The organism is Microbacterium sp. TWP3-1-2b2, from assembly GCF_049896145.1.
Lineage (GTDB): Bacteria > Actinomycetota > Actinomycetes > Actinomycetales > Microbacteriaceae > Microbacterium.
In genome coordinates this window covers 2,499,187-2,512,878 of the sequence record NZ_JAFCTS010000001.1, presented here as the reverse complement: position 1 = coordinate 2,512,878, position 13,692 = coordinate 2,499,187, and the positions used below count along the sequence as shown (strand labels likewise).

The following is a 13,692-nucleotide window of genomic DNA, read 5'->3' as shown; positions in this document are numbered from 1 at the left end:
ACGACGATGGCGAAAGGCCGTCTTGCCGCGATGAGCGGCATACGCACCACCGAGATCCGTGAGTACGACCTGCCGGAGCCCGGCGCCGGACAGGTGCTGATGCGGGTGACGAAGGCGAACGTCTGCGGCTCCGACCTGCACATGTGGGAGGGCAAGCACCTTTTTCGTGACCATGTGATGGGCCACGAGATGACGGGCGTCGTCGAATCGATCGGCGAAGGTCGCACGACAGACTCCGGTGGCGCGCCAATCGCCGTGGGCGACCGGATCGTGCCGGTGTACTACCAGACGTGCCTGCACTGCGCGAACTGCCGACAGGGGCTGTTCAACATCTGCGAGCGGGGCAGCGACTATCAGGGCGCGCCGGCCGATCGCGCTCCGCACTTCACCGGCGGCTTCGCGACGCATTACGTCGTGCAGGCGCAGCAGTACTTCTTCAAGGTGCCGGATGCCGTTCCCGACGCGGTGGCCGCAGGCGCGAACTGCGGCTTCACGCAGATGCTCTACGTGCTCGACCAGTGCGGGTCGCTCGTCGACCGGACGGTCGTCGTGCAGGGGGCCGGCGGCGTCGGGCTGTTCGCGACGGCGATCGCTTCGCTCATGGGAGCGGAGGTCGTGGTAGTGGATGCTGTCGGCACCCGCCTCGAGGATGCGAAGCGTTTCGGCGCCGAACATGTCGTCGACATGACCGAGTTCACCTCTGTCGATTCCCGCAATGCGCGGATCGTCGAGCTGACCGGTCGCGCACCGGATGTCGTCGTGGAGGCGGCCGGTGTTCCCGCCGCGCTCGACGAGGCGATCCGACTGGTCAGGCCCGGTGGGCAGGTCGTCGAAGTCGGCAATGTCAGTGTGGCGGAGGAGCAGTCGGCATCCATCCTGCCAGGGCTCATCACCCGCAAGTGCCTCACGGTGCGCGGCACGCTGCGCTACCAGCCGTGGTACCTCGCCAAGGCGCTGCACCTGCTCGCCCGCGAGGGGCACCGGTTCCCGTTCGAATCGCTCACCGACCGTCACTACACGCTCGATGAGACCCAGCTTGCTCTCGAGCGTGCCGCGAACAAGCAGGTGGCACGAGCGATCATCGATCCGCAGCTGAGCCTGGCATGAGGACCGCGCTGTACGTGCCGGGCAGCTCGCCTCGCATGATCGAGAAGTCGCGCACGCTCGACGTCGATGTGATCATCTTCGATCTTGAGGATGCGGTCAGCGCCGGAGAGAAGGAATCCGCTCGTGCCCGTGTGGCGGAAGAGCTGCGACGCGAATCGCCGATGATCCGCTGGGTGCGCATCAATCCGGTAGACAGCGCCGAGCACCTCGATGACCTGAGGGCCGTCCTCCCGGCATCGCCGGACGGAATCCTGCTGCCCAAGGCCGATCCCGAATCGGTCGCCGCGCTCGATCGTTTCCTGGACAACACCGGCGCAGAAGGCGCGAACGTGCCGGTCATCGCCCTCGTCGAGACGGCGAGGGGACTGCTCGAAATCGCCGCTCTCTGCCGGGCGAGCAGTCGCTTGACAGGCCTGCAGCTCGGTGCGGAAGACCTGACCGCCGAGCTCGGTGTGGAGCGCACGGCCGGGGGTGAGGAGATCCGTTTCGCGCGGCACCAGCTCGCGCTCGCCGCTCACGCGCACGGTCTCATGGCGATCGACACCCCGAATCTCACGATCGGTGACGACGACGCGCTGCGCGCGGATATCGCGATCGCTCGTTCGTGCGGGATGACGGCGAAGACGTGCATCCATCCCGCCCAGGTGCCTGTCGTCGAGGCAGCGTTCCGGCCCGACCCGGCCGAGATCGTCTGGGCCCACCGTGTCGTCGCGGTGGCGGTGCGGGCCGCACGCGAGGGCAAGGGTGCGGTCGCGGTCGATGGGCAGATGGTCGACGCACCGGTCGTCGCCCGTGCGCGCCGCATTCTCGCCGCGCAGAACTGAAACAGCATCCACTCATGAATCAGGAAGTGAACACCATGAACGAAGAGCACACGGAGATCCCCTCGCTGATCGAGCGGGCCAAGTCGGCGCAGGCCGTCGCCGCTACTTACGACCAGGAGCAGGTCCGCCGGATCGCGGGTGCGATCGGGTGGCTGGCAATTCAGCGGGCATCCGCGTGGGCCGATCTCGTCTTCGCCGAGACCGGCATGGGCGACACAGCGAGCAAGGAGACGAGGACGTCGACGCGCGCCCGAGTACTCATGCGCGATTACCAGACGGCCCGAACTGTCGGCGTGATCGAAGAGGATGCCGAGCGCAACATCGTCAAGATCGGCAAGCCGGTCGGCGTCGTCGCCTCGCTCGTGCCGACGACCGTGCCGGAGGGCGTCGTCTTCATCGGGGCGATGAACGCCATCATGGGTCGCAATGCGACGGTGTTCTCGCCGCATCCGCGTGCGAAGCACAGCACGGCTCGCATCGTCGACGAGCTGCGTGAGCTGCTGCGCCGGCTGGATGCCCCCGAAGACTTGCTGCTGTGCGTCGAGGCGCCGAGCATCGCGAAGACGGATGAGCTCATGCGCGCGGCCGACCTGGTCGTCGCGACCGGTGGGGCGCCCATGGTGCGTGCGGCGTACTCGTCGGGCACACCCGCGTACGGTGTCGGGGCCGGCAACGCCGTTGTCGTCGTCGATGAGACGGCCGACCTCGACTACGTCGCCGGAGAGATCGCCTCCTCCCAGCGCAGCGATCAGGCCATCGGATGCTCGACCGAGAACGCTGCGGTCGTCCTCGGCGAGGTCTACGACGACGCGGTTGCTGCGTTCCAGCGAGGTGGCGCGCACGTGTGCACGCCGGAGGAGAAGGAGCGGCTGCAGGCCGCCCTCTTCGTCGACGGACACCTCAACGCCGATGTCATCTGCAAGCCGGCCGCCACGATCGCGGCGGCCGCGGGGATCGAGCTCGCCGATGGGGCCGACTGGTTCATCGTCGAGGAGTCGGGCTTTGGGCGCGAGTATCCGTTCTCGGGCGAGAAGCTGTCGGTCGTCGTCACGCTCTACCGTGCCGACGACTTCGATCACGCGGTGGGCATCGTCAACGGCATCCACGCCTACAGCGGAGCGGGGCACTCGTGCGGCATCCACTCCACGAATGAGGCGCGCATCATGCAGTTCGCGGAGCAGACGAACACCGTGCGCGTGGCTGTCGGTCAGGCGACCACGAAGTCGAACGCCGGTGGCTGGACGTCGGGCATGCCGCTCACGATCAACCTCGGGTGCGGAACGTGGGGCGGCAACATCGCCGCCGAGAACATCACGTGGAAGCACTACATCAACACGACGTGGGTCGCGCGGCCGATCATCGATCCCGTCATCCCGACCGACGAGGAGCTGTTCGGTAGCCTGATGAACGAAGCTGAGCTCTTCACCGGCTATGCCGTGGCATGAGTTGTCGGGCGACGCAGGGCATCACGAGGGGGAGTCGGCATGACGGATGACGAGGCGCCGCAGCGCGATGGAGGCTGGGAGATTCCGTTCTCCGACGATCTGCTGCGTCGCATGGTGCAGCATCTCTCATCACTGGAGACCGGGGAGCGGCTGCCGAGCGAGCGTGTGCTCGCTGAGACGCTCGGGGTGAGCCGCACCGCGCTGCGCGATCGCCTGATGAGGCTGGAGGCGATCGGCGTCGTCGAGCGCCGTTCGGGCTCTGGCACATACCTGCGCGGCCTCTCGTCGCCGATGACGGGCGACACCCTCGCGATGGGGATGATGGCCAACAACCTCGACCCCGGGTCGATGATGCCCGTTCGCGTGGGGCTCGAGCGCGAGGCCGGGCGGCAGGCGGCCAAGCGTGGTGACCACATCAACCTCGCTCGTATGGCGGTCGCTCTCGACACAATGCGCGAAAGCGCCGACGATCACGGGTTCCGTGAGGCCGACAAGGTCTTCCACGATGCGCTCGTTGCGGCGTCTGGCGTGCCCGGTCTGCAGTTCTTCGGTGAGATTCTGCGGAACATCCTCACTGCGACGGTGCGTGAAGTACCCCTGGACGAGCGTGACCATCTGCACGGGTTGCACGTCGAGATCTACGAGGCCGTGCGGGACGGTGATCCGTCTAGGGCGATGAAGGCCGTGGATGGACACTTCGACTGGCTGGACGCTGCTATCGAACGAGGGACGTTCGATAAGAGGAGTTGAGGCGGGGGAATGATGGTCGACATACCCGTCTTGTATCACGTCTCGCGACCTCAGTCGCAAGCGATGCCGTCTCCATCGCGGTCGAGATCATAGAGATCGGTTCCGACGATTCGCGCGGGCCCCTGAACGTGCGAGGGCCCATTGATCGCGCACCAGGTCGGTTTCCGCATCTCCCGGAAATGCTGATTCGTGCCAGCGACGCAGGGCTAGTTAGCCCGTAGCGATTCCGTGAGCTCAGCCAGTATCTCCTCTACCGTCTCGCGCTTGTCATACGGCCCGGGCATTCGAAACACCTGCGCACCCCACGAGGTGCGCTTTTCTTGGATACCCGGGACGCCTTCGATGCCGAGGATCGCCTTCACCGGGTGGCGGAAGACACAGACAACAAGCCCCACGTCGCGGGCGCTCAGGTGCTCGGCAAGCAGCTGCGAGCCGTGTGCAATTTCGGCTTTCGTGACGCCGCTCTCGCCCGTCGTTGGACGCTTGACGATGTCGGTGAAACCGATCCGTGCTGCAAGCGCCGCTTCCTCGAAATGATGACCGGTCGGCAGAGCAAACAGTCCCGCTGCGGCAAGCTTGCGGAGCTGTCCTTGGCCAGCTCTTCCTTGGTAGTAGTGGCCGGCCTCGACGCTCGTCGGGGCCGGATTGAGGCCGACAATCATGGCTTTGGGGCTGCCCGGCCAAATATCTGCGAGCGTCAGGATCTCCTCACGCATCCAGACCGTGCGTTCCTGGTAGCCGATCAACTCACTCACCGCGTCACTCGCGCAACGAGGTTTGCCGCGACTAGCTCTTCAACAGCGGCCTTGATGTCAGCCGGTTCCTCATGGGCGTCCTCATACGGATTGACCGGATGCCCTTGCTCGGCGAGAAGCAGCGCAAGGATTCCCTTTGCCATTAGCGAGAGGTCGGGATCGGCCAGCAGATGATCTGGGAGCGGCGTGCCACCCGGCTCATCGGTGACTGCCCACGCGCCTCGGGCTGCAATCCAGTCTTCTGGTTCAGGCATGTCCGTCACCCTACCCATAATGGACACGTGGCAGGAGAAAAGAAGTTCAATCCGCAGGCGCTGGCAGAGGCAGGGCTTAATAAGGCGCTGGAGGCTCAGTACCCCTTTGCTGTTGACAATGTCGCGCGTCTCCGCCGTGTGCATCCGAACAAGTCGCCGGCCGAACTTATCTCGCTCTTGAACACTTTCTATCTGGGCGCGGTCACGACGACCGGCGCTGGCGCCGGCGCAGCAGCGATCGTTCCGAACGGCTGGTTGCAGGTGCCGGTGGCTGTTGCGGATCTTCTTACTTTCCTGGAGGCTTCGGTCGTTTACACGCTCTCAGTTGGGGAGATCTACGGCGTCGATGTTGAGGACGTCGAACGGCGACGATTCCTAGTCATGGCCGCGCTCCTTGGGAACTCCGCGATGACGGCGACCGTCGATCCGCTTCTCGCGCGTACGGCACCGTACTGGGGCAAGAAGATTGTTCAAAAGATACCGATGCCTGCGATCAGAGCGGCCAACAAGGTGCTCGGGCCTAACTTCATCACCAAATACGGCACCAGGCAGGGCATCCTCGTTCTCGGCAAACAGATTCCGATGTTCATCGGCGTCGGCATTGGCGCTGGAGGCAATCACCTCTTTGGGAGGTTCGTAATCAAAGCAATGCGCAAGAACCTCGGTGCGCCGCCAGTGTCTTGGGATGTCCGGGAGCCCGAACAACTTGTTGTGGTGGAAGACCGCATCGAAGAGTGAGTGGGTCGCGCTCGAACACCAGCGAGCGAATCAGGTTTCGTTGAGGATTGCAGCTGCTTCACGCCAGGTTGTAAGGCGATGCTCGACTCAGCGTTTGCCGTTCTGCTGCCGGAGCCCGTAACGCTTGATTGCTCGGATAGAACGTTCGAGGCACTCGTCCGCTCGTTTCGGCGAGGGCCGGTCTTCCGTATCCTCGCGCAGACCCTCTCGGCCTGCTACACCTCGTGAGGAGAAAGGATTATGGTGATCGGAATCGCCATCCCCGCAGATGCCGACGAGCCGCGCGAGCAAGGCGACTTCGTGGGCCTGACGACTACCGGGCAGCAGTGGGGGTGGATCACGACAGATGGCAGTGCTCGCCGGTAGAGCGGTCATCGTTGGTCTCCTGGTAGAAAGGGCGAGAATCGATGTGCCAGACGCCGTCACAGCCGAGTTTCTAGAGCGCGCGTTTGGGAGAGCGAGTTGACGGGGTGTTCCCGAGATCAGAAGTGACGGTCAACTCAACACTGCACGGCGGAGCTTGCCCCGGAAGCATCCGATGTCAACGCTAACGTGAGCATCTCCAGGCTCTAAACGAGGAGATGCGCGGATTCTCCAGTGGTACCGGCAGTCGGACCAGGAGCGGCGCCCTAGCCTGCGACGCGCGGGCCGAGGGTGAGCGTGGGTGCGCAAAGTAGGCTTGGGTCTTATGCATGTAACTCAGCAACGCGCCGCCCTGCAACGCCAGATCTGGCAGATCGCCAATGAGGTGCGCGGCGCAGTCGATGGTTGGGACTTCAAGCAATATGTGCTCGGCACCCTGTTCTACCGCTTCATCAGTGAGAACTTCTCCAGTTACATCGAGGGTGGTGATGACAGCATCCACTATTCCCGACTGTCCGACGAAATCATCACCGATGATGTCAAGGACGATGCGATCAAGACCAAGGGCTACTTCATCTACCCTAGCCAGTTGTTCGCCAACGTGGCCGCCGCTGCCCCAGCCAACGACGCCCTGAATACTGACCTGGCCAATATTTTCGCTGCCATCGAAGGCTCGGCTAGTGGCTACCCGTCCGAGCTCGATATCAAGGGCCTGTTCGCTGACTTCGACACGACCAGCAACCGTCTCGGCAATACCGTTAAAGAGAAGAACGCCCGCCTGGCTTCAGTACTTAAGGGCGTGGCAAAGCTAGACTTCGGCGACTTCGAGGGCAGCCACATTGACCTTTTCGGTGACGCCTACGAATTTCTCATCTCCAACTACGCCGCCAACGCCGGCAAATCGGGTGGCGAGTTTTTCACCCCGCAGCATGTCTCCAAACTCATCGCGCAGCTGGCCATGCGCGGCCAAACCCACGTCAATAAGATCTACGACCCGGCCTGCGGCTCCGGGTCTCTACTGCTGCAAGCTAAGAAGCACTTCGACTCCCACATTATCGAAGACGGGTTCTTTGGTCAGGAAATCAACCACACCACGTACAACCTGGCGCGGATGAACATGTTCCTGCATAACATCAACTACGACAAGTTCAATATCCAGTTGGGCGATACGCTGCGCACGCCACATTTTGGCGATGAAAAGCCTTTTGATGCCATTGTCTCCAATCCGCCGTATTCGGTGAAGTGGATCGGCTCAGATGATCCCACCCTCATTAATGATGAGCGCTTCGCCCCTGCTGGTGTGCTAGCCCCTAAGTCCAAGGCCGACTTTGCTTTCGTGCTGCATGCGCTTCACTACCTCTCCGGCAAAGGTCGCGCAGCTATCGTCTGCTTCCCGGGGATCTTCTATCGGGGCGGGGCGGAACAGAAGATTCGCCAGTACTTGGTTGACAACAACTATGTAGAAACCGTGATCGCTTTGGCGCCAAACCTGTTCTTTGGCACCTCAATCGCCGTGAATATCCTGGTCTTATCCAAGCACAAGACCGATACTAAGACGCAGTTTATCGACGCTAGTACGCTGTTCAAAAAAGCAGCGAACAACAATGTTCTCACTGACCACGATAGTGAGGATAGTCCAGGGCACATACAGCAGATTATGCGTGCGTTCGACGGCAAAACTGACGTAGATCACTTCGCCAGGTCAGTGGATAATGAGTGCATAGCTGGCGAAAACTACAACCTGTCGGTCAGTACCTATGTGGATGCAAAAGATACTCGCGAGGTCATCAACATCGTTGCACTGAACGCGCGAATCGAGCGGATCGTTGGTCGTCAGGCCGAACTGCGTACTTCTATCGACGCGATCGTTGCTGACCTGGACGGCTCGAGGTGAGTTACATCGACGAACTGATTGCGGAGTACTGTCCCGAGGGCGTTGAGTTTCTCTCAATCGAAGATCTGTTCGATCTCCGGAACGGCTACACGCCTTCCAAAGCTAACCCCCTCTACTGGGAGGGCGGAAGTGTTCCCTGGTTTCGGATGGAAGACATCCGCGAAAACGGTGGAATTCTCACAACAGCTCTGCAGCAGATCCCTGAGGTTGCCGTGAAAGGCGGCAAGATCTTTCCCGCGAACTCGCTACTGGTCGCGACCTCAGCAACGATCGGTGAGCATGCGCTAGTGACTGTGCCGCACCTCTCTAATCAGAGATTCACTTCGCTCTCACCCAAAGAAATATATTCCCGCCGCCTAGACATGAAGTTCGCCTATTACTACGCTTTCGTACTCGACGACTGGTGCCGCAATAATACGACTACGTCGAGCTTTGCCTCGGTCGATATGAGTGGATTCAGGGGGTTCAAGTTCCCTTTACCACCCCTTCCGGTGCAGCGAGCGATTGTGGAAACTCTTGACACGTTCAGCCTGCTGGAAGCGGAGCTGGAAGTCGAACTGGAAGCGGAGCTGGAAGCTCGCCGACAGCAGTTTGACTTTTATCGCCGTGAGAAGCTGAATCGTGTTCGCGCGGAGAGTGCCTCGCTAGCGAGCCTAGGCAAGTGGCAGGGCGGTATCACCCCTTCCAAGAGCGAGCTCCGCTACTGGACAGACGGAGACATTCCTTGGCTCGCGTCGATGGATATCAGCGATGAGTCCACGGAGGACATTCGAGGGCGGGTGACTGAAGCCGCCTTGAGAGAGACATCGCTCAAGATCGTTCCCGCTCCATCTGTTGCGGTGGTTATGCGTTCGAACATCTTGCGCCGTCGACTTCCTATCGGCTTGGTTATGGTCGACACAACGGTGAACCAAGACGTGCGTGCACTTATCCCACGAGAGGGTGTCGATGCTGAATACGTCTATCAAGCGATGAGGGCTGGCAGCGAGGAGATCCGTGGACAGTGCGTGCGTACAGATGGCTCGATGGCTGCTGTGAATTCGCAGGACTTATTCGCGTGGAGAATTCCGCTTCCTTCGTATAAAGAACAACGTCGCATTGCCGCTGAACTTCGATCATTCGAGGTGCTCTTCAATAATCTCAGTGTTGGTCTCCCTGACGAGCTCGCGGCGAGACGGAAGCAGTATGAGTACTACCGCGACAGGTTACTCACCTTCAAGGCATTGAAGGAGGGCACGACCTAACATGGGCAAGACGCTTATAGAGGTCGCAAGGCAGCTGAGAGACACTGATAAAAAGGTGCAGCTAATCTACGCATTCAATGGCACCGGTAAAACGCGTCTCTCGCGTGAGTTCAAGCACCTTATCGCTCCGAAGGACTCGGGTACCGAAGAAGGTACCTTCGGTACGACCGCACCGTCTCGCACGAGAATTTTATACTACAGTGCCTTCACCGAGGACCTATTTTATTGGGACAATGACCTCGAAATGGATGCTGCTCCGAAGCTCATCATCCAGCCCAACTCGTTTACTGGGTGGTTGCTCGCACTGCTCAGAGAGCTGGGGCAAGATGGAAATATCGTCAAATACTTTCAGCGCTATGCCAACGACAAACTGACCCCGCATTTCAACGAAGACTTCTCCGAAATCACCTTCTCGCTGGAGCGTGGCGACGATGAAAGCTCCGGCAGCCTCAAGATTTCAAAAGGTGAAGAAAGCAACTTCATCTGGAGTGTCTTCTACACGTTGTTAGACCAAGCCATAAGCACGCTCAACGTTGCCGAAGCGGAAGATCGCGAAACTCGCCAGTTTGATCAGCTTGAATATGTATTCATCGACGATCCGGTGAGTTCCTTGGACGAAAACCATCTGATCGAGCTGGCCGTGAATCTTGCGGGATTGATCAAGGCAAGCCCACCTGGCCTGAAGTTTATCGTCACTACCCACAGCCCGTTGTTCTACAACGTGCTGTTCAACGAACTCAACGCCAAGACTTGTTACTTGCTGGAGCGGCTCGACAACGGTACTTTCGCCCTCGAGGCCAAGAACGGGGATTCCAACAGCAGTTTCTCTTACCACCTGCATCTCAGGAAAACCCTTGAACAGGCGATCTCTACCAATCAACTCGAGCGATATCACTTCACCCTACTGCGCAACATTTACGAAAAAACTGCGAGCTTCTTAGGTCATTCGACCTGGTCGGAACTTCTTCCCGACGACAAGCAAGCTTACCTAAATCGCATCATCCAGTTCACGAGTCATAGCACTTTATCCAACGAAGCGGTAGCCGAGCCAACACCGCAAGAGAAGCAGACGATTAAGTTCCTCCTGGACAATCTGATCAATAATTACGGCTACCGGCAGGAGCAACAGAATGGTTGAGTACACGAAGCCCATCGCCGAATCCAGCAACTTCATCGTTCTTGACAAGTACGTCAAAGGATCGACGACGGCGGAAAGCTACCAAAGCGAGGCTGATCTGGAACGCGAGTTTCTCCAGGACCTTATCGGCCTGGGGTATGAATACCTCCCAGATCTGAGAACACCTCAATCGTTGCTTGCCAACGTCCGTGAGCAGTTACAAGCATTGAACGGCGTGCAGTTTTCAAACAGCGAATGGGCGCGTTTCGTGGACGCCTGGCTGGATAAGCCGAGTGATGGCATCGTCGAGAGAACTCGAAAGATTCACGACGATTACGTCCATGACTTCGTCTTCGACGATGGTCGCATCCAGAACATCTACCTGCTCGACAAGAAGAACATTGCCCGCAACAAGATCCAGGTGATCAAACAGTTCCAGCAAGCCGGCAGCCACGCCAACCGCTACGATGTGACCCTTCTGGTTAACGGCCTGCCTCTAGTCCAGATAGAGCTGAAGAAGCGTGGCGTGGCCATCCGCGAGGCCTTCAACCAGGTGCACCGCTACAGCAAGGAGAGCTTCAACGGCGAGCACTCCCTGTTCCGATACTTGCAGCTGTTCGTAATCTCCAACGGTACCGACACACGCTACTTTGCCAACACAACCCAGCGTGACAAGAACAGCTTTGACTTCACCATGAACTGGGCGCAGGCAGATAACAGCCCGATCAAAGACCTGAAGGACTTTACCGCCACCTTCTTTCAGAAACACACATTACTCAGTGTGCTGCTGAGCTATACCGTGTTCGATGCAGGCAATACGCTGCTAGTGATGCGGCCCTATCAGATTGCCGCCACCGAACGTATTCTGTGGAAGATCAAGAGTGCCTTTCAGGCCAAACACTGGAGCAGCACCGAGAGCGGTGGCTACATTTGGCATACAACTGGTTCGGGAAAGACCCTGACCAGCTTCAAGGCCGCGCGTCTTGCGACTGAGCTTGATTTCATTGACAAAGTATTCTTCGTAGTGGATCGCAAGGACCTGGACTTCCAGACCATGAAGGAGTACCAGCGCTTTTCGCCCGATAGTGTGAACGGTTCAGACAGCACGGCGGGCCTGAAACGCAATCTGGACAAGGATGATAACAAGATCATCGTCACCACTATCCAGAAGCTCAACAACCTAATGAAGAGCGAAGACGATCTGCCAATTTACGGCAGGCAAGTGGTCTTCATCTTTGACGAATGCCATCGTAGCCAGTTCGGCGAGGCGCAGAGGAACCTGACCAAGAGATTCAAAAGGTTCCACCAATTCGGTTTCACCGGTACCCCGATCTTCCCACAGAACGCGCTGGGCGCGGATACCACAGCGAGCGTGTTCGGTCGAGAACTGCATTCATACGTCATCACGGATGCCATCCGCGACGAGAAAGTTCTTAAGTTCAAGGTGGACTACAGCGACGTTCGTCCGCAATTTAAGGTCATCGAAAGTGAGCAGGACGAGAAGAAGCTCAGCGCCGCGGAAAACCGGCAGGCGTTGCTGCACCCGGACCGCATCCGTGAAATCACCCAGTACATCCTGAACAACTTCCGACGGAAAACTCACCGCCTACAAGCGGGAGCCAAGGGCTTCAATGCCATGTTCGCCGTGAGCAGTGTGGACGCGGCGAAGCTCTACTACGAAGCTTTCAAGACCTTACAGAAGGACAGCGATAGGCCTTTGAAAGTTGCGACCATTTTCTCGTACGCTGCCAATGAGGAGCAGGACGCGGTAGGTGAGATCGCGGATGAAGGCTTTGAAGTTTCAGCCTTGGACACCAGCGCCAAAGAGTTCCTGAACGCAGCCGTTGCCGACTACAACGCACTGTTCAAAACCAGCTTCAGCGTGGACAGCAAAGGCTTCCAGAATTACTACCGTGACCTGGCAAAGCGCGTGAAAGACCAGGACGTGGAATTGCTGATCGTTGTCGGGATGTTCCTGACCGGCTTTGATGCGCCCACGCTGAACACCTTGTTTGTGGATAAAAACCTGCGCTACCACGGCCTGATTCAAGCCTATTCGCGTACCAACCGCATTTTTGACTCCACTAAGACCTTCGGCAACGTCGTTACCTTCCGAGACTTGGAAGATGCGACCATCGACGCCATAACGCTATTCGGCGACAAGAACACCCGCAATGTGGTGCTCGAGAAGAGCTATACCGAGTACATGGAAGGCTTCACTGACGTAATCACAGGAGATGCCCGGCGCGGATTCGTCGACGTGGTGAATGAACTCGAGAAGAGGTTTCCTGATCCCGCGGACATCGTCAAAGAGTCCGATAGGAAAGCATTTGTAAAGCTGTTCGGTGAGTACCTGCGCGTAGAGAACGTGCTGCAAAACTACGATGAATTCTCCAGCCTAAAGGCCTTGCAGAGCATCGACATGAGCGACCCGCAGGCAATCGATGATTTCATGACCAAGCACTACCTGAGCGACGACGACCTAGCTGTATTGCAGCAGATCCAGGTTCCCTCCGATCGAGTACTCCAGGATTACCGCTCCACCTACAACGACATCCGCGACTGGCTACGTCGCGAGAAAGCCTCGGTGGAGAAAGTAGATTCCAGTATTGACTGGGATGATGTCGTATTCGAAGTGGATCTGCTCAAGTCGCAGGAAATCAATCTTGACTACATCCTGGAGTTGATCTTCGAGAAGAACAAGAAGATCAAGGACAAGTTGTCTCTGATCGAGGAAGTGCGCCGGATGATTCGCGCTAGTCTCGGCAACCGGGCGAAAGAAACCCTTGTGGTGGACTTCATCAACCAGACTGACTTGGACACGCTGGCAGATAAGGCCAGCGTAATAGAGGCATTTTTCGGCTTTGCCCAGGCAGAGCAGCTGCGTGAAGCCCGGGAGCTGATCGACGATGAAGCGCTAAATGCTGAAGCAGCTCGACGGTACATCAGTAACTCCCTCAGGCGTGAATTTGCCAGCGAGAACGGCACCGAACTTAATGCGCTTCTTCCCAGAATGAGCCCACTTAATCCGGAGTACCTATCAAAAAAGCAGAGCGTCTTCCAGAAGGTCGCCGCGTTCGTCGAAAAATTCAAGGGAGTGGGGGGCGAGATCTGAGCTCAGACTATTCGGTTTATCGAAGGGCTGAGTTGGAATATCGGTTTGAGCGTCTTCACCAGCTGTAGGCGCTGTCGCCACAGAGA

Annotated in this window: 12 protein-coding genes; 10 read left to right on the top strand and 2 right to left on the bottom strand. The window is 58.7% G+C overall.

Going from position 1 to position 13,692, the window contains the following annotated elements; translation table 11 throughout:
- The first annotated feature begins 6 nt into the window (after positions 1-6).
- From ACP7AR_RS12375 to ACP7AR_RS12360, 4 genes are read left to right on the top strand one after another with little or no spacing between them, the layout of a single operon-like run.
- A complete protein-coding gene (locus tag ACP7AR_RS12375) occupies positions 7-1,107 on the top strand; it encodes a zinc-binding dehydrogenase (protein WP_426186100.1) in 1,101 nt (366 codons plus the stop codon).
- Positions 1,104-1,931, top strand: coding sequence for an HpcH/HpaI aldolase/citrate lyase family protein (locus tag ACP7AR_RS12370; RefSeq protein ID WP_426186098.1), 828 nt, complete (start codon positions 1,104-1,106; stop codon positions 1,929-1,931). The genes ACP7AR_RS12375 and ACP7AR_RS12370 overlap by 4 nt, the downstream gene beginning before the upstream one ends.
- 14 nt (positions 1,932-1,945) lie before the next feature.
- Positions 1,946-3,376: an aldehyde dehydrogenase family protein gene (locus ACP7AR_RS12365; protein WP_426186096.1), complete on the top strand. Its 1,431-nt coding sequence runs from the start codon at positions 1,946-1,948 to the stop codon at positions 3,374-3,376.
- A 39-nt stretch (positions 3,377-3,415) separates the two neighbouring features.
- Positions 3,416-4,126, top strand: coding sequence for a FadR/GntR family transcriptional regulator (locus ACP7AR_RS12360; protein WP_426186095.1), 711 nt, complete (start codon positions 3,416-3,418; stop codon positions 4,124-4,126).
- Positions 4,127-4,332: 206 nt separating this feature from the next.
- Here ACP7AR_RS12360 and ACP7AR_RS12355 read toward each other — a convergent pair whose 3' ends face one another.
- Together ACP7AR_RS12355 and ACP7AR_RS12350 are read right to left on the bottom strand one after the other, a co-directional pair.
- Positions 4,333-4,881 carry a uracil-DNA glycosylase family protein gene (locus ACP7AR_RS12355; protein ID WP_426186093.1) on the bottom strand — a complete coding sequence of 183 codons (549 nt, stop codon included), beginning with the start codon at positions 4,879-4,881 and terminating at the stop codon, positions 4,333-4,335.
- Positions 4,878-5,135, bottom strand: a complete 258-nt coding sequence (locus ACP7AR_RS12350) for a hypothetical protein (protein ID WP_426186091.1) — start codon at positions 5,133-5,135, stop codon at positions 4,878-4,880. Before ACP7AR_RS12350 ends, ACP7AR_RS12355 begins: the two co-directional genes overlap by 4 nt.
- A gap of 27 nt (positions 5,136-5,162) precedes the next feature.
- Here ACP7AR_RS12350 and ACP7AR_RS12345 point away from each other — a divergent pair, with 27 nt between their 5' ends.
- From ACP7AR_RS12345 to ACP7AR_RS12320, 6 genes are all read left to right on the top strand, one after another.
- Positions 5,163-5,873 carry a hypothetical protein gene (locus ACP7AR_RS12345; RefSeq protein ID WP_426186089.1) on the top strand — a complete coding sequence of 237 codons (711 nt, stop codon included), beginning with the start codon at positions 5,163-5,165 and terminating at the stop codon, positions 5,871-5,873.
- 240 nt (positions 5,874-6,113) lie between these two features.
- The gene (locus ACP7AR_RS12340) at positions 6,114-6,239 is read left to right on the top strand and encodes a hypothetical protein (RefSeq protein WP_426186087.1); all 126 of its coding nucleotides are present in this window, start codon (positions 6,114-6,116) and stop codon (positions 6,237-6,239) included.
- Positions 6,240-6,561: 322 nt separating this feature from the next.
- The gene (locus ACP7AR_RS12335) at positions 6,562-8,130 is read left to right on the top strand and encodes a type I restriction-modification system subunit M (protein WP_426186085.1); all 1,569 of its coding nucleotides are present in this window, start codon (positions 6,562-6,564) and stop codon (positions 8,128-8,130) included.
- Entirely contained in the window at positions 8,127-9,374 is a 1,248-nt protein-coding gene (locus ACP7AR_RS12330) for a restriction endonuclease subunit S (protein ID WP_426186083.1), read from the top strand. The genes ACP7AR_RS12335 and ACP7AR_RS12330 overlap by 4 nt, the downstream gene beginning before the upstream one ends.
- Position 9,375: 1 nt before the next feature.
- On the top strand, positions 9,376-10,512 hold the full coding sequence (locus ACP7AR_RS12325) for a hypothetical protein (protein WP_426186081.1): 1,137 nt from the start codon (positions 9,376-9,378) through the stop codon (positions 10,510-10,512).
- Positions 10,505-13,606, top strand: a complete 3,102-nt coding sequence (locus ACP7AR_RS12320) for a type I restriction endonuclease subunit R (RefSeq protein WP_426186079.1) — start codon at positions 10,505-10,507, stop codon at positions 13,604-13,606. The genes ACP7AR_RS12325 and ACP7AR_RS12320 overlap by 8 nt, the downstream gene beginning before the upstream one ends.
- The last annotated feature ends 86 nt before the right edge of the window (positions 13,607-13,692 follow it).